The 24,733-nt window shown below is 61.4% G+C and carries 21 protein-coding genes and 3 pseudogenes; 11 read left to right on the top strand and 13 right to left on the bottom strand.

Going from position 1 to position 24,733, the window contains the following annotated elements:
• The first annotated feature begins 200 nt into the window (after positions 1 to 200).
• Positions 201 to 326, top strand: a complete 126-nt coding sequence (locus tag ACQR3T_RS24595) for a hypothetical protein (protein WP_428695199.1) — start codon at positions 201 to 203, stop codon at positions 324 to 326.
• A gap of 289 nt (positions 327 to 615) precedes the next feature.
• Here the strand turns inward: ACQR3T_RS24595 and ACQR3T_RS24590 are convergent, their stop codons facing one another.
• From ACQR3T_RS24590 to ACQR3T_RS24565, 6 genes and pseudogenes are all read right to left on the bottom strand, one after another.
• Positions 616 to 1,164, bottom strand: a complete 549-nt coding sequence (locus tag ACQR3T_RS24590; RefSeq protein ID WP_428695198.1) for a hypothetical protein — start codon at positions 1,162 to 1,164, stop codon at positions 616 to 618.
• A gap of 59 nt (positions 1,165 to 1,223) precedes the next feature.
• Positions 1,224 to 2,258, bottom strand: a complete 1,035-nt coding sequence (locus tag ACQR3T_RS24585) for a phosphotransferase family protein (RefSeq protein ID WP_428695197.1) — start codon at positions 2,256 to 2,258, stop codon at positions 1,224 to 1,226.
• Positions 2,251 to 3,031 (bottom strand): annotated as a pseudogene (locus tag ACQR3T_RS24580) (SDR family oxidoreductase). Before ACQR3T_RS24580 ends, ACQR3T_RS24585 begins: the two are co-directional and overlap by 8 nt.
• Entirely contained in the window at positions 3,028 to 4,260 is a 1,233-nt protein-coding gene (locus ACQR3T_RS24575; RefSeq protein WP_428695196.1) for an acyl-CoA dehydrogenase family protein, read from the bottom strand. The pseudogene ACQR3T_RS24580 and the gene ACQR3T_RS24575 overlap by 4 nt, the downstream one beginning before the upstream one ends.
• A gap of 111 nt (positions 4,261 to 4,371) precedes the next feature.
• Positions 4,372 to 5,016 carry a TetR/AcrR family transcriptional regulator gene (locus tag ACQR3T_RS24570; protein ID WP_428695195.1) on the bottom strand — a complete coding sequence of 215 codons (645 nt, stop codon included), beginning with the start codon at positions 5,014 to 5,016 and terminating at the stop codon, positions 4,372 to 4,374.
• Between the two features lie 56 nt (positions 5,017 to 5,072).
• Positions 5,073 to 5,483 (bottom strand): aminotransferase class III-fold pyridoxal phosphate-dependent enzyme, encoded by a 411-nt coding sequence (locus ACQR3T_RS24565; protein WP_428695194.1) that lies wholly within the window; start codon positions 5,481 to 5,483, stop codon positions 5,073 to 5,075.
• 308 nt (positions 5,484 to 5,791) lie between these two features.
• Here ACQR3T_RS24565 and ACQR3T_RS24560 point away from each other — a divergent pair.
• Positions 5,792 to 6,126 (top strand): annotated as a pseudogene (locus ACQR3T_RS24560) (transposase); the annotation flags it as partial.
• Between the two features lie 779 nt (positions 6,127 to 6,905).
• On the opposite strand, the gene ACQR3T_RS24555 reads toward ACQR3T_RS24560, so the two are convergent.
• The 4 genes and pseudogenes from ACQR3T_RS24555 to ACQR3T_RS24540 form a co-directional block, all read right to left on the bottom strand.
• Positions 6,906 to 7,475, bottom strand: a complete 570-nt coding sequence (locus ACQR3T_RS24555; RefSeq protein WP_428695193.1) for a TetR/AcrR family transcriptional regulator — start codon at positions 7,473 to 7,475, stop codon at positions 6,906 to 6,908.
• Between the two features lie 12 nt (positions 7,476 to 7,487).
• Entirely contained in the window at positions 7,488 to 8,984 is a 1,497-nt protein-coding gene (locus ACQR3T_RS24550) for an MFS transporter (RefSeq protein WP_428695192.1), read from the bottom strand.
• A 114-nt stretch (positions 8,985 to 9,098) separates the two neighbouring features.
• Positions 9,099 to 9,439 (bottom strand): annotated as a pseudogene (locus ACQR3T_RS24545) (MFS transporter); the annotation flags it as partial.
• 544 nt (positions 9,440 to 9,983) lie between these two features.
• Positions 9,984 to 10,589 carry a TetR/AcrR family transcriptional regulator gene (locus tag ACQR3T_RS24540; protein WP_428695191.1) on the bottom strand — a complete coding sequence of 202 codons (606 nt, stop codon included), beginning with the start codon at positions 10,587 to 10,589 and terminating at the stop codon, positions 9,984 to 9,986.
• Between the two features lie 218 nt (positions 10,590 to 10,807).
• On the opposite strand from ACQR3T_RS24540, the gene ACQR3T_RS24535 reads away from it, so the two are divergent.
• From ACQR3T_RS24535 to ACQR3T_RS24510, 6 genes are all read left to right on the top strand, one after another.
• Entirely contained in the window at positions 10,808 to 11,587 is a 780-nt protein-coding gene (locus tag ACQR3T_RS24535; protein ID WP_428695190.1) for an IclR family transcriptional regulator, read from the top strand.
• A gap of 752 nt (positions 11,588 to 12,339) precedes the next feature.
• The gene (locus ACQR3T_RS24530) at positions 12,340 to 14,016 is read left to right on the top strand and encodes an FAD-binding protein (protein ID WP_428695189.1); all 1,677 of its coding nucleotides are present in this window, start codon (positions 12,340 to 12,342) and stop codon (positions 14,014 to 14,016) included.
• Between the two features lie 303 nt (positions 14,017 to 14,319).
• Complete coding sequence (locus ACQR3T_RS24525) at positions 14,320 to 15,612, top strand: NtaA/DmoA family FMN-dependent monooxygenase (protein WP_428695188.1); 1,293 nt, start codon at positions 14,320 to 14,322, stop codon at positions 15,610 to 15,612.
• Positions 15,609 to 16,790, top strand: coding sequence for a flavin reductase (locus tag ACQR3T_RS24520; RefSeq protein ID WP_428695187.1), 1,182 nt, complete (start codon positions 15,609 to 15,611; stop codon positions 16,788 to 16,790). The genes ACQR3T_RS24525 and ACQR3T_RS24520 overlap by 4 nt, the downstream gene beginning before the upstream one ends.
• Positions 16,791 to 16,860: 70 nt before the next feature.
• On the top strand, positions 16,861 to 17,631 hold the full coding sequence (locus tag ACQR3T_RS24515) for an SDR family oxidoreductase (protein WP_428695186.1): 771 nt from the start codon (positions 16,861 to 16,863) through the stop codon (positions 17,629 to 17,631).
• Between the two features lie 75 nt (positions 17,632 to 17,706).
• The gene (locus ACQR3T_RS24510) at positions 17,707 to 18,921 is read left to right on the top strand and encodes an acetyl-CoA C-acetyltransferase (protein WP_428695185.1); all 1,215 of its coding nucleotides are present in this window, start codon (positions 17,707 to 17,709) and stop codon (positions 18,919 to 18,921) included.
• 13 nt (positions 18,922 to 18,934) lie between these two features.
• Here the strand turns inward: ACQR3T_RS24510 and ACQR3T_RS24505 are convergent, their stop codons facing one another.
• The gene (locus ACQR3T_RS24505) at positions 18,935 to 20,539 is read right to left on the bottom strand and encodes an AMP-binding protein (protein WP_428695184.1); all 1,605 of its coding nucleotides are present in this window, start codon (positions 20,537 to 20,539) and stop codon (positions 18,935 to 18,937) included.
• 114 nt (positions 20,540 to 20,653) lie between these two features.
• On the opposite strand from ACQR3T_RS24505, the gene ACQR3T_RS24500 reads away from it, so the two are divergent.
• On the top strand, positions 20,654 to 21,283 hold the full coding sequence (locus tag ACQR3T_RS24500) for a TetR/AcrR family transcriptional regulator (RefSeq protein ID WP_428695183.1): 630 nt from the start codon (positions 20,654 to 20,656) through the stop codon (positions 21,281 to 21,283).
• 42 nt (positions 21,284 to 21,325) lie between these two features.
• On the opposite strand, the gene ACQR3T_RS24495 is transcribed toward ACQR3T_RS24500, so the two are convergent.
• Together ACQR3T_RS24495 and ACQR3T_RS24490 are read right to left on the bottom strand one after the other, a co-directional pair.
• Positions 21,326 to 22,090 carry a CoA-transferase subunit beta gene (locus ACQR3T_RS24495; RefSeq protein ID WP_428695182.1) on the bottom strand — a complete coding sequence of 255 codons (765 nt, stop codon included), beginning with the start codon at positions 22,088 to 22,090 and terminating at the stop codon, positions 21,326 to 21,328.
• The gene (locus tag ACQR3T_RS24490) at positions 22,087 to 22,965 is read right to left on the bottom strand and encodes a CoA transferase subunit A (RefSeq protein WP_428695181.1); all 879 of its coding nucleotides are present in this window, start codon (positions 22,963 to 22,965) and stop codon (positions 22,087 to 22,089) included. Before ACQR3T_RS24490 ends, ACQR3T_RS24495 begins: the two co-directional genes overlap by 4 nt.
• A 111-nt stretch (positions 22,966 to 23,076) precedes the next feature.
• Between ACQR3T_RS24490 and ACQR3T_RS24485 the strand changes: the two genes are divergently transcribed.
• Both ACQR3T_RS24485 and ACQR3T_RS24480 read left to right on the top strand, forming a co-directional pair.
• On the top strand, positions 23,077 to 23,802 hold the full coding sequence (locus ACQR3T_RS24485) for an SDR family NAD(P)-dependent oxidoreductase (protein WP_428695180.1): 726 nt from the start codon (positions 23,077 to 23,079) through the stop codon (positions 23,800 to 23,802).
• Positions 23,799 to 24,689 carry an aldo/keto reductase gene (locus tag ACQR3T_RS24480; RefSeq protein WP_428695179.1) on the top strand — a complete coding sequence of 297 codons (891 nt, stop codon included), beginning with the start codon at positions 23,799 to 23,801 and terminating at the stop codon, positions 24,687 to 24,689. Before ACQR3T_RS24485 ends, ACQR3T_RS24480 begins: the two co-directional genes overlap by 4 nt.
• Positions 24,690 to 24,733: the final 44 nt, after the last annotated feature.

The following is a 24,733-nucleotide window of genomic DNA, read 5'->3' as shown; positions in this document are numbered from 1 at the left end:
CGCACCGAGACCCACCGCCGCACAACTCATCGCATGCATGGGGAATCGGACCCCGACCTCGTCACCGCGATGTGAGTCAATTGCTTGAGACCATAAAATCGACGAAGCATGTGCGGACTGGAGGGTTGAGCTCGACATCCCGCAGAATTGTCAACATTGCTTGACGGTGCGGTAACTGCCGGTTAGGCAGAGGGCGTCTCGTGTTTGATTTCTTCCCGGCCGCGGAGGTGTCTTTTCATCGGACTCGAATGCGGACCATCTTCGAGGTTTCGGCTTTACAGGCCAATTCGATGGTGATGTATCAGGGAAGTGGGCGGCCATCGTAGAGTTCGGTGCGAGTCGCGAGCATCGACAGGCCCACGACGGATACCCGCGGACGGCAGGCTGACCTGCCCTGGGTGCACCCTTCGGCATATTTGCAGCGGAGCGACGATGAGCGCGCCGACCTTGCGCTCCTGTTAGTGGAGGCGTCTGCACCCATGTGCGGCGCATTGAGTGCTCAGCCGCGACGTCGGGCGCGGGCGTAGCTGCCGACGCGATCTTGTACTCCGTGTCAGGGATCGCAGATGCGCTGGGCGACGGTTTGGCCTGTCTCCGACGCAACGTGTTCGGCGGTCAGGCGGGAGTGAAATTCGCCATGTGTTGCACCGCGAGCTGGGCAGCGATCGGTCGTCCCGCTTCCCCCGTCAGCAGGCGTCGAAGGTATACGTCCCAACCACGTTCGTGGTTCACCAACAAGGCGGCAACCGCCTTGTCCTGCGTTCTTGTGCAAGTGTCGAGTAGATCCTGGTATACCGCCAGCGTGTCGGGAACGGTGTTAAGTAGTGGTTCTAGGCGCTCTTCGATTGTCGCCGCCAGTTCCATCGCCAGAATTTGTCTGGCGTTTGCCATTGCGTCGTCGTAGCTCATCGCCCGGTTTTGCAGCGCGAGCCTGTCGATGAGTACGGCCACGGTGGCGACGGTCCTCCTCTGCAGTTCTGCAATCACCAAGTACTGCATTCGGACGTCCGGGTCGGCTTCCGCCTTTTCGTATAGTTCGGCGAGGGCCTGGCCCACGAGCTCGTCCTGGTGAATGCTCAACCACAGCTCGGGCTGGTCGTCAACGTCAGAGGCCGTCTCTGATGAGCTTTCTGCCTTTTCGCTTGCAGAGTCGTAGTGTGTCATGGTCTTTCGCCTTCGTAGATGTTGTCCCCTCGGATCAAACGAACTCTGGAGTAAGGCAATCAAATTCCGGTGGAACTTGCCACTTGGGATGCGTGTGCCAGCAATGCGTCGACCTGGGCACGGGTAGGAGTGCCTGCGGTTGCTCTGTTCTCGGAGTTCTGCTCGGAGCGCACGACGACGCCTTCGGCGATGATCGCCAGTTTCCACAGTCCGAGAGACTGCCAGAACGGCAATGCGCTACGGTCGCGGCCGGTTTCGCCGAAGTAGTGGTCGATCATGTCGGCCTGGGACGCGAATCCTGGCAGCACGGAGGGGGCGAAGTCGCCTACCGTGGCGTCGCCGTCCTGCGGCCAGTAGGCCAACATAGTGCCCACATCCGCCAGAGGATCACCCAGTGTGGAGAGTTCCCAATCGAGCACACCGACGACACTGTCGGATGTGGGGGACAGCACCATGTTCCATAGATGGAAGTCGCCGTGAAGCAAACGGACCTCGTGTTGCTGTGGTATTGCGGCCGACAAGCGTTGCGCCAGCTTATCGACCATCGGGAGGCTCCGCGTCCGAATGGAAGTCCATTGTCTCGACCACCGGGAAAGTTGTCTGGCCGCATAGGGTTTGTGGTTGGCCAGTTCACTGAGACCGACCCGATCGATGTCGACATCGTGGATTGCGCAGAGGGTGTGAACGAGTGAACGTGAGAGGAGATGACGGCGAGTCACGTCGAGCCGCGCGGCGGCGTCCATTGTGTCGATCAACGGTCCCTGGAGGAAGTCCATGAGAACGACGGGTGCCGCGGCGATGTCGGGATCATGAGTGATACCAAATATTTTCGGTACGGGTACTGACGTGCTGTTGAGCGCCATCATGATTCGTGCTTCGCGCACCACGTCGTGGGCCGATGCGAGAAGGTCCCCGAGGGGCGGTCGACGCACGACCCATCTCCGCTCCGATTCATCCTGCACCATGTAGGTGAGATTGGACTGACCCAAGCCGATGCGACGGAGCGTGAGGTCACCGTGTGGCTGGAGCCCGACGTCCTCCATCCACCGGAGGAGACCGTGTGGATCGATTCCAGTCGACGGGTGCTCATTCATGGGGCACCTCCATTGCGCGAAAGCCGTGTGCGTTCCCGAGGTGCTGCCCGCCGTCGACCACCAACGTCTCACCGGTGACCCAGGACGCCGCATCGGAAGAGAAGGTACATGATCGCGGCAGCGATGTCATCGGGCTCACCGACTCGCGATGCGGCGGTCGCTTGTGCAACCTCTACCTCGCGGTCCTTCCACAGCGCCTCTGCCAGAAGGGTTCTCACCACTCCGGGTGCGACGGAGTTCACTCGTATTCCTGGCCCCAGTTCGAGGGCGAGTTGTCTGGTCATGTAGATGAGCGCGGCTTTGGAGATGTTGTACATTCCGATCCCGGGTTCGTGGCTCAGACCGCCGACCGAGGCGGTGTTGACGACCGATCCTCCGTGTTGTTGCATCCAGGCCTTGTGCACGAGCCCGGTCCACAGCAGCGGGGCCCATAAGTTGACGTCCAGGGTCTTGCGCACGCGTGCGTGATCAAGGGATAGCAGCGGCCCGAACGCAGGGTTGGTGCCGGCATTGTTGACGAGGATGTCGATGCGGCCGAAGGTACCGAGTACGGTGTCGACGCACCGCTGGGCCTGATCGGGATCGGCGGCGTGAGCGCCGATACCGATCGCGCGTCCCTAGATGGTTGTGGCGGCGGTGTGCGCGGCTTCTGCAGTTCTGGAGGTCAGCACCACGTTCGCGCCCGCTGCGGCGAGCGAGCGGGCGGTTGCCAAACCGATTCCGCGGGTGGCACCGGTGACGATAGCGGTCTTTCCAGTGAAATCCGCGGTCATCGGACGAGCAATTCGGGTCGCGAATCGATGTGTTTGCGCAGCTCTCGGCGAGCGATGGCTCGCTTGTGCACTTCGTCTGGTCCGTCCGCGAGACGAAGTGTGCGCAGATGGGCGTACGCCGATGCCAGCGGGAAGTCCTCGGTGACGCCGGCACCGCCGTGCACCTGGATCGCACGGTCGACGATTCTCGACGCGATGGCCGGCGCGGCGACATTGATGGCTGCGATCTCGGTCTGCGCAGCCTTGTTGCCCACGGTGTCCATGAGATGTGCCGCTTTGAGGGTCAGTAGTCGGATCATCTCGATGTCGATACGGGATTCGGCAATCCAGTCCTGGATGTTCGCGTTGTCCGCGATGGGTTTACCGAAAGTCACGCGCGACTGTGCGCGCCTACACATCAGATCCAGTGCACGCTCCGCTATGCCGATCGCTCTCATGCAGTGATGGATGCGGCCTGGACCGAGACGGGCCTGGCTGATGGCGAACCCTTCGCCTTCGCCCTTCAAGACGTCCTTGGTCGGCACACGAACGTCGACGAAATCGATCTCGCCGTGCCCCTCGCGATCGTGGTATCCGAAGACCGGCAAATTCCGGCGTACTGTCAGGCCTGGGGCGTCCATCGGAACCACCATCATCGATTGCTGGCGATGCGGACTTGCGGTCGGATCGGTCTTGCCCATGACGATCAGCACTTTGCAGTCGCGGTGCAATGCGTTGGAGGCGAACCATTTTCGTCCGTTGAGGATGTAGTGGTCTGCGTCCCTCGTCATGGACAATTCGACGTTGGTGGCATCGGAACTGGCCACGTCCGGTTCGGTCATGGCGAAGGCCGAGGCCATGGTTCCGGCGAGCAACGGTTCGAGGTAGAGAGCGCGGTGTTCGGCGGTACCGAAGAGTTCGAGGACTTCCATGTTGCCGGTGTCGGGGGCATTGCAGTTGCAGGCTTCCGGCGCGATGATGCTGCGGCCCATGATTTCTGCGAGGGGTGCGTATTCGAGGTTGGTCAGTCCGGCACCGGTCTGTGGGTGCGGGTGGAACAGATTCCAGAGTCCTCGGCGTCGTGCTTCGGCTTTCAGGCCATCGAGAATGGGCGGTTGGAAGTGGGGATCACCCGACTCCGCCATCTGCTGGTGGTACACCGATTCTGCGGGGTAGATGCACTCGTCCATGAAGTGCTCGAGTTGCGCTTGAAGATGGAGTGAACGGGGAGAAACGTCGAAGAGGGACATCGTGATCCTAGGTTGTGGGGAGGTGTCGATTCGCCCGGAACGAGTATTCGGCCCGGATCCGCGCGGGGCACAGCTCGTTGCTGTATTGACCCGGGCTTGTCGACATCGGACTTATATCGTGGTTCGCTGACCGAGCATCCCGGCGATCAGCGTCCAGCACTCGTCTTGCGTTCGTTCGATATCGACCGGCGTCGAGTGCCACGTCGCGGATCTGTCGCAGAGCGAGAGCACCGCCGCGGTGCACACCTCGGTCGAGGGGAGCATGGTGATCGTGGTGGTGCGGATGTCGTCGATCAACCTGTTGATCAAAATTCGGTAGTTCTTCAGCAACTCGTCGATGCCTTGACGCGCGGTGTCGGTCAACAGCTCACCTGCAGTGATGAACTCGAGCAATCTGTCGGCCGCGCGTACAGAACTCGAGTTCTCCGCCTGATATGCGACGTGAAGGCGGACGAGGCTCTCCAGCCGAGCCGCACTCGGTGCGCCTATGTCGTCAGGCAAGACGACATAGCGATGAAATTCTCGAAGTCCAGTCTCGAGCGCGGCGGCAAGAACGCTTTCCTTCGACCCGAAATGATTGTAGATCGACGGCGGCCTGATGTCGGCACCGTGGGCGATATCGCGCATACCAGTAGCGTGGAACCCGCGGCTGCCGAACAGTTCGAGAGCTGCGTCGAGCAGCTTTTCGCGCGTCTGGGCACCCCGCACCAAGCGCCCGTCGACCTTCGTCGACGAGTCGAGGTCAGCCGTTGTCATGCGCCCTCCGTGAGTTGAGGTGAGTTTAACCGGTCGAGCGATTGGCGTGCCATCGGTCAGACCCGTGCGGACAGGTGATCGACCGACTCTGTCAGTGCATGCTGCATCAGCTCCGTGTCCTTGTCGGTGTGTTCTGTGGAGACGAATATTTTTCCGGACGGGAGTGCCACTACGTTCTTGTACAGAAGTCGTTCGGTGATTTGCGGCCACAGACGGTCGGCCTCGGGAAGTTCGTCCTCCGCGACGACGATCAGCGAACCTATTCGTCGAATGGTCGGGTTGGTGGGCAGCTCGGCCAACGCGGAACGCATCGCGACCTCGAGTCGTGCCGACGTGTCGTCCAGTTCGTCGTAGACGGTCGGGGCACCTAGCACGTCGAGCGTGGCGCCTACCGCAGCGAGACCGATGGGATTGCCGTTGTAGGTGCCAGCGTGCACGACTCCGGTATCGACGAGGTCGATCGACATACACGACGGTGGAGAGCTTTGCTGCTGAAGCAGTGCGGCGGACGGAGCGTTTCGGATGACGCAACGGACCGGGCGACAGTCGGGCGGCATCCGCGTAGGTCGCGAGATGAGCCTCGTCGCTGTCGTGCTGGTCGAAACGATTCTCCCGATGAGCCGACCTTCGTGTTCGTCCAAGAGTGCGTTGAGGTGACGAACAGTGTTCCTTACCTCGTCGGCGCTGACGCCGTAGGAGAGCGCGTAGGTTGCCGATTCGAACAGGACCGTGAGCCGCCGCAATGTGGGCCACAAGGGGGAGCCAACCGCGGCTTCGGCTCTACCGCGCTTACTTGTTCAAAGAGGGCCTACAGACGGTCTTCAAGCTCCCCGTCGACCAGTCCGCCGAAGCACTCGAGCGATGGATCCAGTGGACACGGCGCAGCCGAATCGATTCCTTCGTCACGCTGCAACGCCGTGTCGGCACCCATCGCGATCAGATTCTTGCCGCAATCGAACACGGCTTGTCCAACGGATTCGTCGAATCGATGAACACCAAGATCCGACTCATCACTCGCATCGCGTTCGGATTCGTGCATCCCGAAGCGCTCATCCCTTTGGCCATGCTCAACCTCGAGGCCACAAACTGTTCCTACCCGGCCGCTGGTGATCGTGCTTGATGCAGCAGTTCGTTTGGGAGCTTGCCATTTGGCTTTTCTGATCAAGACTTTGTATTAGCTACCATGACTGCCGCCCCGCCTAAAAACTTCTCCCTCGCCGGCAAGTGATGGGCGGAGGAATCGTGACGTCCCTGGCTCTGGCTGACTTGAATGTCAGTTGTCTGCGGAAACAGCCGAAAATCTGTACCCAGATTGGGAATTGCCGTCGAACGTACCCACGATATCGAACGCGTCCTGCCCATAGAATGTGCGAGCCTCGGTCCACACCTCCGCGGGGGCGTCTTCGACGCGTGGGCTCGGTAGATCGTCGACAAATACGAGGAGGTCGGGGATACACCCACACATCAGTCACAAGGGCCACATTTCTTGACGGTGCGGTAACTGCTGTCACGCAGCATCTCTGCAAAGCGGGCCTGGTAGAGGGAGCGGATCGACGCCGACTCGTGCCAGCGGACCAACCTGCGATAACGAGTCGGCGGACCACACGATGACGCCCACCTGGAGCCGGAGAATTCGACCGCAGATACGGCCTGTCGACCGGGTCGCGCCCGACAGGTGAAATCTAGCTACTAACGCACCAGCGGGTCCACCTGCCGAAAAAACCCGCAGATACTGCGGTACAGTACATTTTCTCCCGCTTTCGCGAACTCGGTGTGAGTAGCGCGGGGCCCATTGATTCGAGGAAACCTGCTGTGCGTCGCAGGTATACATGCGGACCTGCTATCAACCTATGTTCTGTCCGCCGCCGGTGCTCCTTCGGAATACTAGATCAGTCCGTCGTATGATCGCGTTCGAGTGCGGGGGGATCGGGAATTCGATCGGCAATCAACTCTGCGATCTGGCGGCGGAAGTCGGGGGTGAGAGGTGACGAGGCGAGGGCCTCGTACATCCAGAGTCCGTCAGCTGCGAGCCGGGTTACGAACGCCTCGGCGGTGACGGCGTCGGTGACTGTCGTCGGTGCGGGCGGCACCCACCGTGTCAGCGCAGCGTCCCACGCCGCGGCATGGTCGGAAGTGGTGGAGCCTTCCAGGAGGAACAACAACTCGGCGCGAGTGGCACCCTGTGTTGCGGCACGTACGTACCCTTCGAGGCGTTCGGTCTCGGTTGCTTGGTCGGCAGGTTTGCCAGTTGCCGCAGCCACAGCCTGGTCCCATTGAGCAGCGAGATATTCATGGAGTGCTGTGATCAGCTCTTCACGGGACGGAAAGTGATACACCAACCCACCTTTGGTGATACCGGACTCAGCGGCGATGCTGTCGTATCTCACCGCTGCGATGCCCTCCCGCTGCACGAGTCGCGCCGCGGCGGCGAGGATATCGGATCGCTTACTGGGACGCATGTTTCGCCCCTCTCAGTGAGCAGTGACGAGGGAGGAACCAGGCCCGTGTCGTCGCAACAGCACACCTGTTCCTGCAGCGGCGAGGGCAAGTGTGACGGCGACGACGATCATGACGGTGGAATAGCCGCTGTCGTAGGCGGTTCCGGCCGCGCGCGTCAGTTCGTCGCTGATGCCTGGATTCTCTGTGGCGACGGTGCGTGCGCTGTCGATACTCGCGCCTGCAACGGGGTCGGCACCGTCTGGGATACGAATCGAGGACGTGAAGATCGCAGTGACGAGCGAACCGAGAAGTGCTACAGCAGTAAGGTTTCCGAACTCGTAGGACACCTCCTCCACGGATGAGGCCATGCCCGCGCGGTTCGCGGGAACATTACTGATGATCGCCGAGGATGCGACGGCCATGGTGGCACCCAGACCCATCCCGATCACGACAAGGGTGACCGCGAACACGGCCAGGTTGCCCTCGAACGTGACCGCCGCCGCGACGACGCCGATGAAGCTGAGGGCCAAGCCGCCACTGATCATGGGCAACAAACCTGTTCGATGAACGATCGCACCGGCGAGAATCGAAGTGGGTAGCGATCCGAGAGCGAGTGCGGCGACCAGTGTTCCGGCTTCGAGGGGCGAGAACTGGGCAACTTGCTGGAATCGCTGAGTGGTGACCAGCTGCACTCCGCCGATCGTGAACATCGCAAAGCCCGCGGCGAGAGTTCCCGCAAGGAATGCAGTGTTGCGGAAGATACCGAAGACAAGCAGGGGGTACGGAAGACGGGCCTGACGGCGGACGAACAGGACCGAGCCCACCGCAGCAGCGCCGATTGCCACGATGACGGTCGAAGTCGACCCGCCGATTTTCGCAACCTCCTTGATCGCGATGACCAGACCGACCAGGGCTAGGAGAGCGTATATCGAGGAGAGCAGGTCCCACTTCTTCGATGGGTCTGCGTCGTTGGAGGGCGCGAGCGCCATCGTGGCCGCCAGTGCGACCACGACTACCGGGACGTTGACCAGGAACACCGACCCCCACCAGAAGTGCGTCAGCAACAAGCCGCTGACGATAGGGCCTAGGGCGATGCCCACGACGGCCATGCTCCCCCACACCCCGACGGCAACGTTGCGTTCACGCTCGTCGTCGAACGTCAACCGAACCAGGGCCAGTGTCGCCGGCATCATTGCGGCCGCACCCACCGCCAGTACCGCTCGCGCGGCAATGAGGGTCTCGGGGGTTGTGGAGAACGCAGCTGCGAGAGACGCTGCGCCGAACACGACCAATCCGATGAGGAACATGCGTCGGTGACCCACCCGATCGCCGAGCGTTCCAGCGCCCAGCAGAAGGCCGGCCATCACGACCGGATAGGCGTTGAGGATCCATAAGCTTTCGGAGCTCGTGGCGCCGAGGTCCTGCACCAACGTAGGCAGGGCGGTGTAGAGGATCGAATTGTCCAGGGTGATCAGCAGGAGTCCCGTGGCTACCGTGACCAAGACACCCCAACGTCGTGCTGAACTCACAAAACTCCCTTGCTCGCTGGGTCCCTCGACCCCACAACAGTTACCGTACAAAAGGTACAGTAACTCGATGGACTGTGCTAATTCCCTGTCCGCACTGCCGCCCAGGCCGCATCATCCGATGGTGCTGTATCCCGGCGATATGCCAATCACAGTGCTAGCAACACCCATCAGCAGCATCGACGCGGCAAGAGTTCGTTTGCGGCCCAGACGATCTCCGAAGTGGCCGAAGATCATGCCGCCGACCGGACGGGCAACATATCCGGCCGCGAGTGTGCCGAACGCTGTGATGATGGCGACTCCGCTGCTCGAGTCCGGGAAATACGGTGCCGAACACCAACGAGGCCATCGTCCCGCAGCAAGAGGTCGTAGTACTCGATCGTTGTGCCCAGCAAGCTCGACAACGCGACTCGGAGAATGCCGCGTCGACTGGTTCCGCCGGATTCTGTCTCGTCCATGTTCTTTTCAGCACTGGCGCCCGTCTGGGTTCCGAAGCTCGTCACAATCGCGTCTCCATTCGAGAAGTAAGCTGACGTCGACCAAGCAATCGCTTGGCCGGGCTTTGTCAAAAGGAGGACTGCAATGCCGACCGCGCCAGGGCGGAGGCGTTTCGCCCTATTGGCGCAATGCCAGTGAGCTGGGTCCTCGCGGCCGGCTTCCAGGTTCCGGTCGGGATCCGATGGCTGGCGACGGAACGAAAAGCGCTGCCCCACTTAGAGCTTCGGTTGGGCGCATTTATCATGCTTTCGCGTCGATTGTCTCGAGGATTCCTGCAGGGTTGTGGGATTTACTGAACCTCTGCAGCCGGATCGACCAAATGCAGGCGATCAAAGGTGAGTCGGCAAGAATACCCAGTTTTTTGCTCGCGAAAAGGACCGAGAGTAACCGGGTTGCGGGAAAGTGCCGTCAACTCGGGAGAGTGCAGCGACGCACACCGAGCGCACCGGCGTCGACATTGCTTGTTGCCCGTTGCGACAGGATGAAGGCCGTGGCCAGGCTAACCTAGCCGTACCCGGAGAACAGAGCGGTCATGCCGCCGCGAAGAACATCCTCCAACTTGTCCAGATCTTCCGTGCCGCCGCGGACCCAATAAATCAAAGCCTGTCTTGCGGTTTGGATGGCCAGGGTTGCGGGCAGGTTTCGCAGGAACGGATCGCTGCTCAGATGAAGCCGGGTGGAAAGGAACTCGGTGATCGGTGCGCACAGTTCCTCGTCCCACTCTTGCCAGCGGAGCCGATACGGCGCATTGGTGACTATGAGGGTCATGAATCGATAGTCGTTGTGCAGAATACTGTTCTGCACCAACTCTGTGGTGAATATCATCACCAACGTCTCGATGGGGTCGGCGTCCGGAGAGGTTCGCGCCAAGGCTTCGATGATGACGGACTCGCTGCGGCGCAGCAGCGGTCGTATTACGTCTTCCTTCACCGGGAAGTGCCGGTGAAACGTGCGGGGATTGATTCCGACTGCGTCGCATATTCTCTCGACTGTGACCGAAGTGGACTCTTCGGCGACAAAAAGATCCCGCGCGGTCAACGCGATAGTGAGGCGTAGTTCCTCGCCTCGGCGTTCGCTGAGTGTCTTCCTAGTGGGCGCTGCTGTGTCCACGCTTCCCCCATCTGCTGTTCCAGTTCCGAGCATATCGCGGCGCGCACTTCGCTCGGACAGCTGTGTTGCCAGGCGGAACACGTCGTGTGATCTATCTGCTAGGCCGAGCAAATTGTGACTTGACTCACGGCATCCTCTGACTTACTGTCAGATTCTGACATTTCGTTTCGGAGGGACATCCTGTGACATCTGCGCAAACTGACGACTCGCCACACGCGATGATCGACCGAGTTGCATCACTGCTCGGTGCATTCGTCGGGCAACGGCCGCTTACCCTCGCTCAGATAGCGCGTCGGTCGAACCTGCCACGATCGTCGACACATCGGATCCTGCAACGCATGGTGGAGCTGGGGTGGATCGAGCGGCACGGCTTCGAGTACACACTGGGGATGGTGATGTTCGAGCTCGGATCGCAGGTGATTCGGCAGAAGAATGTGCAAGCTGCGCTGCCGGTCATGAACGAGCTTCACGGGCGGACAGGGTTGACCGTTCACCTCAGTGCCCTGGCAGGTTCAGAAATTTTGCACCTCGAGAGCAGTGGGCACTGGTTGAAATCCCACCCCCGATTGCTGGTCGGGGCTCGTCAGTCTGCAGCGGTTTCGGCTGCAGGGCACGCGTTGCTCGCGGCTATGGATCCGATCGACTGGCCCGAGATCGCTTTCGACCATCCACCGACCTGCTACAGCGTGCGCACTCGTTCCCAGCTCGACCGAGAAGTACGCAAAGTCGTCGAACGTGACGGTGTCGCGATCGAAGCGCAGGGCAGCGTTCTCGGCATGACGGTCGTTGCAGCAACCGTAGAGGTCGATCGTGGGCTGCTGGCACTGTCGCTGTCCGGACCCACCCGCGCGGTCAGAACCGATTACATGGTTGCCGCTCTTCGCGGCGCAATCTTCGATGTCTCGCACGTCGTGGCCGGAATGCCTCGCCGCCGTCGACGTTCGATGGACATCTCCGCAGTCATCATCCCGGCGCTGGCCGCGTCCATGGCGGTTTGATCGACGAGCCGGTTGCTTTCGTGCGGGAGCAAAGCCGTCACGGAAGGGGGAGACGATCCGACAATGTCTAACCTGTCTATCGGTGTAATCCACACCAGTGCAGTATAATTCAGGCCGACAGAACCTTGCAATCCTGGTCGCTGGTATGTCCGCTCGGCGATTGGCGTTCCGGCCGAGTTGTTGGATCGGGTGACTCGGGCGTCGGGAAATACGTCGAAGTAACGCTTTGGGGCTGCAATGCCTTACGTTTCTTCCGAGTGCTTTCTGTGCCCGAGGTGTCTTCTGTCGTGCCCGCCGGTGTGGCCAAGTCCGTGCAGTCGACGTGATCGGCGCGCAATTGCTAAACATCATGCTCCAGGTCCATTGCTGGCCAACCAGGGCCGCTGGTATCACCACGACACGCTCCAGTGCGAAAGCGACCTCTCCCTCGAATTGTCTCATTCCAATTCCATTGCAAACGAACAGGATCCGCAAACCTGTCCGTTCCGGTGAAGGATGAATCGATGACTGACCACCGATGCGTCCGACCGGACCAGGTTTGCGTGGCGCGTGCGCGCAGTTCCGCTGAATGGACAGACCACGGGAACTGGGGGGTCGACGGAGAACACTCTTGTGTGACCGCAGTGTCGTATCGGGCGTGGGATCGAAATAAATATTTGACTCCAGGCACATGGACAACCTGCGTCGCCGTCCCCGTGATTCCGAATTGCGGTGAACGGACCTCGACGTGTCGGAAAGAAGGAAGGCAAAATATGGACAAGATCGCGAGCTCATGGGACTACGAGTGTGATGTGTTGGTTGTCGGTTCCGGCAGCTCGGGCATGACGACGGCGTTGGCCGCCAAGCACTTCGGATTGGACGCGCTACTGATCGAGAAAGCCGCGCTCTACGGCGGTTCTGGTGCACTATCGGGAGGAAACGTCTGGATTCCGAACAATCCGGTCAACGTTGCCGCCGGGGTGCGTGACAGTAAGACAAAGGCGAGGGCGTATCTCAACGCGATCGCCAACCACGATGTGCCCCAATCGAGAGTCGATGCATTTCTCGACTACGGGCCCGAGGCCATATCGTTCCTCGAACAGAACACCCACATGAACCACGTCCGCGTCCCGGGATATTCGGACTATCACCCAGAAGCGCCCGGCGGTGATAAAAACGGTCGATCGATCGAACCGGTCCCGTTCGATATGCGTAAGCTCGGCTCGGACGCCGATCTGATCAATCGACAGGACATTCAGAAGCCTCCCGGCGGACTCTGGGTCAAAACTCCTGAATACCACCAACTCACCCGTGTTACGCGTACCTGGATGGGCAAGTGGACCGCTTTGCGCGTCGGTGTGCGCACGTACGCCTACAAGGCCATGCGACGGCAGATGGTGTCGCTGGGAACCGCCGGTGCCGCTCGTTTGAGGTTGTCCTTGAAAGAGCAGGGCATCCCACTATGGCTGAAGGCTCCGTTGGTCGAGTTGGTCATGGAGGACGGTGTCGTACTCGGTGCCAAGATCGAGAAGGACGGTAAGCCGTTCACCGTTCGCACCAAGCGAGGCGTAGTGCTGACCACTGGAGGCTTCGAACACAGCGAAGAGTTGCGTCAAAAGTACGGTCCCAAGCCCGCGTCCACGGCATGGACCACCGGACTAGGTTCCAATACCGGTGACGGAATCAATGTCGGCGTCTCTGTCGGCGGCACGCTCGACCTCATGGACGACGCCTGGTGGGGCCCAGTGGTGATGACCGGCGGCGGCCCGTTCTTCCTCCTGGCCGAGCGGTCGCTGCCGGGCTCGATCGTAGTCAACGGTGCGGGCAAACGGTTCGTGAACGAGTCGACGCCATATCAAGATTTCGTGCCGAAGGTGTACGAAGGCGAAGAAACCGGCGTCAGCCATGTTCCCGCATATCTCGTCTTCGACAACCGGCATCGCACGCGTTACCCGTTCATGGTGACGCCGCCTCGTCAGAAGCTGCCACAGGAACTGTTCGACGACGGTGTGGTTGCCACCGCGCCGACCGTCGAGCAGCTTGCGAAAAAAATTGGTATCGAAGCGAGTTCACTACGGGCGACAATCGACCGGTTCAACGGTTTCGTCGACAGCGGACGAGACCTCGACTTCGGGCGAGGCGACAGTATCTACGACCACTACTTCGGTGACCCCACCGTGAAGCCGAACCCGAATCTCGAGAAACTGGAGGAGGGACCGTTCTTCGCGGTCAAGATATGGCCCGGCGATGTTGGTACCAAGGGCGGCTTGGTGTGCGACGAACGCTCGCGGGTGCTCCACGAGAATGGTGAACCCATCGCGGGTCTGTACGCCGCAGGCAATGCCTCGGCGTCGATGATGGGTAAGGCGTACCCCGGGCCAGGCGGAACAATTGGACCTGCAATAACTTTCGGCTACCTTGCAGCAAAGGATCTGGCTGGGCGACTGTGATGTGAGCGGGGCCTGCGCCGAACAGCGCGGGGCCCGTCTTGCGACCCGGTCGTGCGAGCGTTTGTTGTCTCCTCACGTTTCGGCGAGCGCCCACTGGCGCTGCACCGGTAACGACGTGTCGTCACGCGAACAGTGTTTGCAGATACGTAATTCCAGTGGGCGGCACAGATCCTGAAACCCTATGGGAGACCGTGCCAGACTCTCAGAAACAGGTGTATTGCCCAGACCGCGCTGAGCACGACCGAGTGCAGCCGTGGTCGCGATGTGCACGGTCTACCGTGCCGACGAGAGAATCGAGAAGAAATGTCAAGGACCATGCACCTTGCGGTATTCGCTCAGGGCGTCGGAGTATCCCAATCAGTGTGGCGTTCGGCGCGGACGCATCCGGAATCGATGCACACGCTTGGGCATTGGACGGAACTGGCGAGATTGGCCGAAAATGGCTGCTTTGATGCGTTTTTCATCGCCGACCAATTGAACCTGGCACCGACCATCGCAATGGATGCGACCGACCGACCGGATCCCGTCGTCGTTCTGGCCGCTCTCGCCGCCGTCACATCCAAAATCGGTCTCATCGGCACGAGTTCGACCACCTACAACGACCCGTACACGGTTGCGCGCCAGTTCGCGACGCTCGACCAGATCAGCGACGGACGAGCAGGATGGAACGTCGTGACCACCGCAATCGCAACCGCAGCAGCGAATTACGGATCGGCCGGCCTTCCCGATCACGATGCGCGATACGAGCGCGGCGAGGAATTCGTCGATGTGGTTCGTGCGCTGTGGGATGCCTGGGCCACGGACGCCATTGTGGGGGACCGAGAATCCGGTGTGTGGGCCGACCTCGAGAAGATCACAGCCATCGACCACGTGGGACCACATTTTCAGGTCAAAGGTCCGCTGACACTGCCCAGGTCACCGCAAGGGCAGTTGCCTCTCGCACAGGCCGGCTCGTCGGCTACGGGAATGAAGCTGGGCGCGCGTGTCGCGGATATGGTCTTCACCACCCAGCATGACTTCGAGGCGGCAAAGGAGTTCGCCGACTCCATGCATGCTCTTGCTGTAGATGCCGGTCGAACTTCCGGTGCCGTCAAGGTTCTTCCCGGAATTACCCCAATAGTTGGGAAGACCGAAGCCGAAGCACGTGAACTGGCGCGTGAAATCGGATCGTTCATCAGCGAAGAGTCGACGCTCGGATTCTTGAAGCAGGCGTTCGGTGGGCTCGACCTGACAGGGTACGGCCTCGACGAGCCGTTTCCTGATCTGCGTGATCAGTTGCCGTCACACGCCTCGGTGTCGCGGCCCGAATTGTTCATCCGCACGGCGCTGCAAGAAAGTCTTACTGTTCGACAGTTGGCCCAAAGAGTTGGGATGAGCATCGGACACCGGCCGTTGGTCGGCACGCCCGACAGCATCGCCGACGAGATGGCGCGCTGGTTCGAGGGTGGAGCGGCCGACGGCTTCATCGTGTTACCAGCAGACCTGCCCGTCGGACTCGCGGAATTCGTCGAACTGGTGGTGCCACGACTCCAGCACCGCGGGCTGCTCCGTAAGGCCTACACGGGGAGTACGCTTGCCGAGCACCTGGCCGAATGAGCGAGAAGACGCATGTCGGGCCCGATCCGACTCAGTTCCGAGAGGCACTCGGTCGCTTTCCTACAGGAGTTGTCGTAGTGACAGCGATCGACGGTATCGAACCAGTCGGCATGGTTGTGGGTTCGTTCACCTCGGTGTCGCTCGATCCACCGCTGGTCGCGTATCTGCCAGCGCGGACATCGGGTAGCTATTCGCGGCTACAAGGCCTGAAGCACTTCTGCGTGAACGTCCTATCGGTCGAGCAGGAGCACGTATGTCGTCAGTTCTCGATGCGAGGAATCGACAAGTATGCGGGAATTGGCTGGAGGGCAGCACCTTCCGGGTCGCCCATCCTCCGTGATGCGGTTGCATGGATCGACTGCGAGGTGGACGACGTGGTGCATGCGGGAGACCACGACATCGTCATCGGACGCGTCGGCGCGCTCGACGTCGGCGTCGATGTGCCACCGCTGTTGTTCTTCAGGGGTGGCTACGGGGGATTCGACTCGCGGCCGCAGGTTGCTGAACTCTCCGGTGATCTAGCCGTCCAACTTCGAGTGGCAGACCTTGCCCGGGTACCGATGGAGCGGCTCGCGGCCGAACTCGACCTCGCGTGTTATGCGCAGGCAATGGTGGATGGTGATCTGGTGATAATTGCCGGTGCTGGTGCCGGGGGGGAGTCGGTGGGCACCCATATCGGTCGCCGCATGCCGTTCGCGCCGCCGTATGGAGCACTGTTCTGCGACGACGAGTCACTCCCCGCCGCGGTAGGTCGGTGGGGCACATACGGACGCAAGCCGGCGACCGAGGAGGCTCGCCGAGTCCATGTCGACATGATCGCGACGGTCAGAGGGCGCGGATGGTCGATCGGATTGGTCGCACCTCATCATGATCAGGTGTGGGACGAGGTCGAGCGGTTTTCCCGAGACGCGCCGAGTCCGCAGCTCGATAGAAGTACGGGGGGTGCGAAAGATCGATTGATGCCCTACTACGAGCCGCAGGAGCTGGACGTCGAATCGAACGATGTGCGGTTCCTCGCCGCACCGGTTGTCGACGGCAGCGGCCGAACTGTGTTGGCGCTGGCGTTGTTCGGCTTGCCGAGCGGGGCGAGTAAGTCGCGGGTGCAGTCGTGGGCGCACGAACTGGTAGCGACCGCCGAAGAGGTCAATGCGTTACTGGCTCTGAGCGCCTCGGTATGACCAACCATCGCGAAGACCGACTTCTGCTCGGCCGTTCGCCTAGTTCAGCCGGTGATCGAAAGGTGTCCACTTGACTTACTCACTCGATATGCACGGACGCGTCGTCGTCATAACCGGAGGATCCAGGGGAGTCGGCGACGGGATCGTCGATGTGTTTCTCCGCGCCGGTGCCGAGGTGGAGATCTGCGGCAGGAATGCGTCGTCGACCCTCCGTGAGGTCGACGGTAGACACCCGACGATGTCGGAGGTCGACGTACGCAACAGTGAAGCGGTGCAGGCATGGATCGACTCGGTTGTGAGCCGCCGCGGACGTCTAGATGTCGTCGTCAATAATGCAGGTGGAAGTCCGTTCGCTGATTTCTCCACCGCCTCTACTCGATTTGCAGACAAGGTTCTCGCACTGAACTTCTCGGCAGCGGCGTATGTCTGCCACGCCGCCTTCGAGGCACTCGCCGCTACACCCGACTCGAGCATCGTGAACATCACCTCGATCTCGGCCCGGCGCCCCAGCCCCGGTACCGCGGTCTATGGTGCAGCGAAAGCAGCGTTGGAGTCGCTGACGACGAGCCTGGCTGTCGAATGGGCTCCGGCAATCCGGGTGAATGCCGTGAGTTGCGGTTTGGTATCGACACCTGGCTCGATGGATCACTACGGCGACGCCGAACAGTACGCGCGCGTTGCTGCGACAATCCCACGCGGGAAGTTTGCGACTCCGGCCGAGATCGGTCAGGCGTGCTTGCTACTGGCTTCACCTCTTGCCGCCCACATCAGCGGCGCGGTGGTCCCGGTCCACGGCGGCGGCGAGTGGCCCGCATTTCTCCAGCACACCCCTAACGGCTGATCCACCGGACCGGACCGCCGTCAACTCACCTACGCCACCCTCAGGCGCAAGTCCTTCGAGCACAAAGGAATCCTCATGCCAGAAGCAGTCATTGTCTCCGCCGCCCGGTCGCCGATCGGGCGCGCCAAAAAGGGCAGTCTCAAGGACATGCGTCCTGACGATCTCCTAGGCCAAATTTTCGCGGCCGCACTCTCCGAGGTGCCGCAGCTCGACCCGGCAAGCATCGACGACATCGTGGTCGGCTGCGCGCAGCCGGCGGGGGAGCAGGGCTACAACCTCGGTCGCATGCTCGCCTTCCAGCTGAACCTGGACAACATCCCGGGGACAACGGTGCATCGCTACTGCGCATCGTCGTTGCAGGCAGCGCGCATGGCGATGCACGCGATTCGGGCCGGCGAGGGTGATGTGTTCGTGGCTGCCGGTGTCGAGACGGTGTCGCGATACGGACTGGGGAAGTCAGACGGGATGCCGGATACGAAGAACCCGCAGTACGACGCGGCGCGCACGCGTTCCGCGGCTCGCGCGGAAGGTGATGTGTGGAAGGACCCACGCGAATCAGGCGAGCTGCCGGATGTCTACGTGGCGATGGGTGAGACAGCGGAGAATGTCGCACAGCTCCACAGAGTTACACGTGCGGCTCAAGACGAGTTCGCGGTCCGCAGTCAGAATCTGGCCGAAGCCGCTGGGGCACGGGGTTTCTGGAAGACCGACATCACTCCTGTCACCACGCCGGCCGGCACAGTCATCGACGCCGACGACGGCCCACGCAGTGGAGTCACGATCGAAAAGGTCGCCGCGATGAAGCCGGTGTTCCGAGCCGACGGCACGGTCACCGCCGGAAACTGCTGCCCACTCAACGACGGCGCGGCCGCGTTGGTGATCATGAGCGACACCAGGGCGAAGGCATTGGGGATCACTCCGCTGGCCCGTATTCTCTCCACCGGGGTGTCTGCGTTGAGTCCGGAGGTAATGGGACTCGGCCCGATCGAGGCCACCCGGATGGCCGTTGCGCGCGCGGGGCTGACGATGGGAGACATCGATCTCGTCGAGATGAACGAAGCCTTCGCAGCTCAGGTGTTGCCCTGCGTCGACAGCCTCGGCCTCGACATCGATCGGGTCAACGTCAACGGCGGTGCCATTGCGCTCGGGCATCCGTTCGGGTCTACGGGAGCACGCATGGCGACCACCCTCGTTCACGGTCTTCAAGAACGGCAGGGCCGCTACGGTCTCGAAACCATGTGTGCCGCTGGAGGTCAGGGTATGGCGCTCGTACTCGAGCGCCTCGGCTGAGCTCCGCGGCCAGTCACGGTGCTGCGCGTAGATCCCGTTTGAGGATCTTGCCACTGGCATTGCGAGGGAACTGCTTCACGATGACGAACTGGCGTGGCACCTTGAAGTTGGCCAGGCGGTCTCGGCACCATTCGCCGAGAGAATCGCCTGTGATTGCCGAACCGCTTCGCGGAATTACATATGCGCGCGCGACGTGACCGAGTCGGTCGTCGGGCACACCGATGACCGCAGCCTCGGTCACGTCGGGGTGCCCGGCCAACACGTTCTCCACCTCGGCCGGATAGACGTTGAATCCGCCCACGATGAACAGGTCTTTGATGCGATCGGTGATCTTGAGGCAACGATGTTCGTCGAAACGCCCCACGTCGCCGGTGCGAAGCCAGCCATCGGCGTCGATGGCCTCGGCGGTGGCGACGGGATCCTCGAAGTAGCCACGCATTACGTTGTCGCCTCGCAGCCACACCTCGCCGTCGTCGCCGACCCCGACGTCGTCACCGTTCGGGTCCACGATTCGGATTTCGATACCTTCCACCGCAGGCCCTGTCGTCTGGGCAACGTGTCGTGGGTCCTCGTTGGGCCGAGATTGTGTCGCCACCATGCACTCGGTCAGCCCGTAAGCCTGTGCGACAGTATCGAATCCGAGCACTGTACGCATCTGCTCGAAAAGCGTCTCGGGTACCGACGTAGCTCCGGCCGTGGCAAAACGAAGTGACGAAAGATCGAAATCGGCGAGCCGCGGATGATCGATGAGTGTCATGAATATCGTCGGGGCACCTGGCATGACGGTGATACCTTCGTCCTGAATCAATTGCATCACCGTGACCGGGTCGAACGTCAGGACCGGATAGACGGTCGCACCGCGAGTCAGAGCGGCGATGATCCCGGCCTTGTATCCGAATCCGTGAAAGAAGGGATTGACGATCGCATAGCGATCGTCGGCGGTGAGGCCAGCTCCGCGCGCCCAGACGTCGCCTACTCCGACGGTCTGAGCATGCGTGCTCAGGACGCCTTTGGGGATGCCGGTGGTTCCGGAAGTGAAGAGTATGTCGCAGATCGTCGATGGTGCTACTTTCGCGGCCATCTCGTCGGACTGTGCGAGTAGGTCCGTGGAGCCAAGGAGGAAGTCGTTCCAACCGACGGTGCTCGCGCTGCCGTTGGAGCGGATGTCGACGATAGACATCAGGTGCGGCAGGCCTCCGATGGCTGCGCCCTGCTGCTCGGAATTCTGCGACTGGGCATCGTGTGATCCAGCGACATGCAACATCTCGACGTAGTCGGTGCCGAGGAATCCGTCGGCGACGACGAGAACCTTCGCGCGCGATCTCGCGAGGATTGCGTGCGCTTCGAGTCCGCGGTACCTCGTGTTCAGCGGAACCACAGCTGCACCGATCCTCTCTGCCCCCAGGAGCGCGAGGATGTAGTCCGCGGTGTTGGGTGCCCAAATGGCTACTCGGTCGCCAGTCGTGACGCCGAGGCCGACGAGGCCTGCGCTGACAGCCCGCGCGCCATCGGCAAGTTCGCGATAGCTCACCCGGATGGGTCCGTCGACGATCGCCGGGTGGTCTGCGAAGCGGTGTGATCCATCTGCCAGCAAGTCTGGGATTGTGTGTACGGCCATTGTTACTCCTTATCAAGCAAGTGCTTGCTAGATAGTGTGCCAAGATTGTGTCGAGCGGAAGAGGCAAACGCGTGTACTCACGGTGGCTTCTCGGACGGAAGGTGAGTGGTTTCGATGGCAAAGACTGCTTCGCACGGCGGGGATTCTCGTCAACGCCCCACGAGCGGAAGCTCTAGGCGTAGTCAGCTGCTGGCTATCGCGGCCAGACTGTTCGCCGAGCGGGGGTACGCACAGACGACTGTCCGCGACATCGCCGACGAAGCGGGAATACTCTCCGGAAGCCTCTATCACCATTTCGATTCCAAGGAATCGATGGCCTGCGAGGTTCTGTCCGAACTCATGGATGGGTTGCAGACGAGATTCGCCGAGGTCGTCGAACGCAGCTCTGGCCCCCGTGATGCCCTCGACGGGCTGGTGCGCGCGGCGTACGACGTGATTCACAACAAGCAGGACGCCGTCGCCACCTATCAGAACGAGTCGGCGGTATTCGCTGCCTTGCCCGCATTCGAATTCGTCACCGAGGCGAGTCTGGCCATCGAGGCGATCTGGCGGGCAGTACTCGACGAAGGCAGGGCAAATGGAGTGTTCCGGCCCGATATCGATCCAGCACTGGCCTACCTTTCCATCCGGGAGGCAGTGTGGTCCACAGTTCGTTGGTACAACCCGGCTGGAAAATACACCCACGAGGCGCTGGCAGACCAGTTCCTCATGCTTCTCCATGCCGGGTTGGCCGTGCGGGAATGACTGTTGGTCCGCATCACGTCGCTGCTTGACAGATCGAGCCGATCAGGCCCGAACTTCCTTGTCTCGCAAATTCGCGGGATCGATGACCTCTCGGATCAGCCGCAATTCTTCGGTGCTGGGGAATCGGGTGATTGTGGTGGTCGAGACGTCGATGTCGAAGCCGGTGTTCGCTCGTACCTCGTCGGCTGTGACGCCCGGATGAAACGACCTCACTTTCACACTTCCGTCCTCCGCGTAGTCGAGAACGGCGAGGTTGGTCACCACGACACCCAGATCGTGAAACCGCAGCGAAGTCCCCGTATGTGCCCGAGCGCGGTCGTTCCCGACCCCTGAGACCACGTCGACCTTTTCGACGAACACTCGCGCAGTGTGGCGCGAAATCCAGTAGTCCACACGGTGATTGACCGTGTTCCCTGGCGCGCCCCTGACACCGATCAATTGACGCTTCGGTCGCTGCCAGTCGCCGATGGCGGAGATGTTCTGATTGCCGAATCTGTCGATCTGGCTCGCGCCCATCATGCTGTGCCTGCGACCGGTGTTGAGAATCTCGAAAATACTTCGAAACGGAGCCCAACTCTCGATAGTGCCCAGGCCGCTACTCGCAGACTTTCCGATCGGTGGCGGATCGCTGACGAAGAAGCACTCGCCATCGCTGAGAACCAGATCGGGCTCATGCGTCAGGCGGGCCAGTCGTGCCGAGATCGAGGGAATTACACCCACCGCATGAGCCAACACCTCACCGGCCCCGCTCCATGCATCTGCGCAAGCTGTGACGCAAACCTCGGCGCGCGTGATCTCTGATGTCATACCGTGTCCTTGCTCGAGGATGCATGCTGATGGAATGCCTCTACGGCCTTGTGGTAGTCGGCCTCGTCGACGTCGAGGAATCTGGCCGAGAACTCGGACCAGGACGCTGGATCGCCGGCCGAAGCCGCATAGTGCGTCTGAAACTTCTCGTCGCGGTCGTAATCGGGTACACACGAGGTGAAATGGGCCCCAAGGGGGGCCTCGATGACACCGTGCACGAACAGCCGGCTCACCAGCAAAGATTGCACGGGTGCGGAGGCGGTCAATTCGGCTGTGTCGACCACTTTCTCGACCGACATGAAGCACTTGTCCGATGCCATTGCAATCAGGTCGTCGAAGTATGGGTCAGGACCGAGGTACTGGCCGTTGCCCTGCACATCACCTCGGTTGAGGTGGATGAGGCCGATATCGAGTCGTACTCCGGGCACGGCGACGTACACCTCGTCGTCGTAGGGCGAAGCGACAGTGCGCAATTCCGGATTCATCCTCATCACGTCGCTTTCCAGTCCTGCTCGGGTCGGCAGGAACGACAGGCGACCTGCACCGGCACGCAGGGCAGCTAGGAACATGCCCTCGTCGTATTCCGAGATCGCGATGCTGCCTTGTTCGCGAGCGTTCCGGAAATGGGGATCGAGCGCGATGCTGTCGAGCGAGACGAAGCCGTAGACGACGCGTCGGACCTTCCCTGCCGCGCACAACAGACCTACTTCGGGACCGCCGAACGTGACCACGGTGAGATCTGTGACATCCGAGCGCAGCAGTTCACGCACCAGCGCCATGGGCTTTCTCCGTGATCCCCACCCCCCGATGCCGATGGTCATCCCGGATTCGACGTGACGGGTCAGATCCGTCATCGGCATGGATTTGTCTGCCATACGATCTCCTTAACCTAGCGCTTGGTTGGTACCCTAGCGTGAAACAGTCGAACGTGACCACCGCCCCTCAGTCAAAGGGCGGTGAACGCCCGAAAATTTGTGAGGAGCATTGTGACCGAAGGACATGCGGTGGTGACCGGGGGCTCGAGCGGCATCGGAGCGGCGGTCGTGCAACGTTTGCTGGACCGGGGCATGGAGGTCACCGTTCTCGACCTCACGACACCGGTCGAAGTGGACCATCGAGTGGGGTACCGCTCCATCGACGTGACCGACCGGCGCGCGGTCGACAATGCCATCGAACAGGCAAGTGCTGAGCGCGGATTGATCCGGTCGGCGGTGACCTGCCACGGGATTCGCGGTTCGTTCGTGCCTGCGCTCGAACTCGACGAGGAGCTTGTGCGGCGAGTGTTCGACGTTCATGTCGTAGGAACGTTGCTCGTAGCCAACGCCGTCGTTCGCAAACTTCGGGCAGCGAACCAGGGCGGGTCGATCGTGACGATTTCGTCCACGACCGCTTACGGCGGCTGGCGACAACAGTCCGATTACGGTGTCGCCAAGGCCGCGATCCGGCAGCTCACCGAGAATCTCGCCATCGAATGGGCCGAGTTCGGGGTGCGAGTCAACAGTGTCGCGCCCGGCCACACCCTCACTCCCATGGTGCAAGACATGATCGACAACGGGTACGACGTCGCTGCTACCGAAACCAGGATTCCGCTGGGTCGACTCGCCGAACCAGACGAAATAGCAAGAGCAATCGAGCATCTCGCACTCGACGCTTCGTATACTACCGGCGTTTGTATGCCGGTCGATGGGGGCTGGACGGCGGTCGGAAAATGACGCCGACCGGTACGGCCGCATCGGCGCGTAGGCGTCTGGGGGACCTCGAAGTCTCGGCCATCGGGTTCGGGGCGATGACCATCACGCAAGTTGCGGGGTTCGAGCCCGAGCGCGGCGTCCGCGCCGTACATGCGGCTCTCGACGCGGGCATCACCTTGTTCGACACGGCCGACAGTTATGGGCCCACCGACGAATACGGGGTCAACGAACGCGCGCTCGCGCAGGCCTTGCGGTCCTGGCCGGGTTCGCTCGACGATGTCGTCGTCACAACCAAGGGCGGTCACACCAGAATCGGTGACAACTGGTGGATAGATGGCAGCAGAGAGCATTTGCGACGTGCCTGCATGGGTTCGATCCAGCGACTCGGGCTCGATCCGTTGCCGCTGTACCAGCACCACCGGCCCGATCCTGCGCGGCCCTACGAGGAGTCGATGAGCGCCTTGCGTGAACTTGTCGACGAGGGCTACGTGCAGAGGGTCGGCGTCTCGAACGCGAATCCTGCGCAGATCCTCGTTGCCCGAGAGGTGTTGGGACACAGGCTTGTGTCGGTGCAGAACCAGCACTCGCCAGGGTTTCGCTCGAGCGAAATCGAAGTCGAACTCTGCGGTGAACTCGGACTCGCATTCTTGTCGTGGAGTCCATTCGGCGGTATGCGTGCGGCCAAGGATCTGGGAGAACAGGCCCCGGCGTTCGCGCGGGTGGCCGCAGGCCGCGGGATCAGTGTTCAACAGGTCGCGCTGGCATGGCAATTACAACGCTTTCCCCACGTCATCCCGGTTCCGGGAGCGTCGAGGCCTGAATCGGTGCGCGACTCCGTGAAGGCGATCGCCCTGCAACTCGACGCCGAGGAACTCGCTGTTCTCACCGCGTCGTCGACGCCGACGTGACCCCTCACCGACCGCTGTCGTCGGTGACCGATTGCTGATCGAGC

Origin of the sequence: Rhodococcus sp. IEGM1428 (assembly GCF_050321865.1) — a bacterium.
Taxonomy (GTDB): domain Bacteria; phylum Actinomycetota; class Actinomycetes; order Mycobacteriales; family Mycobacteriaceae; genus Rhodococcoides.
This window is presented reverse-complemented; position numbering and strand designations above follow the sequence as displayed.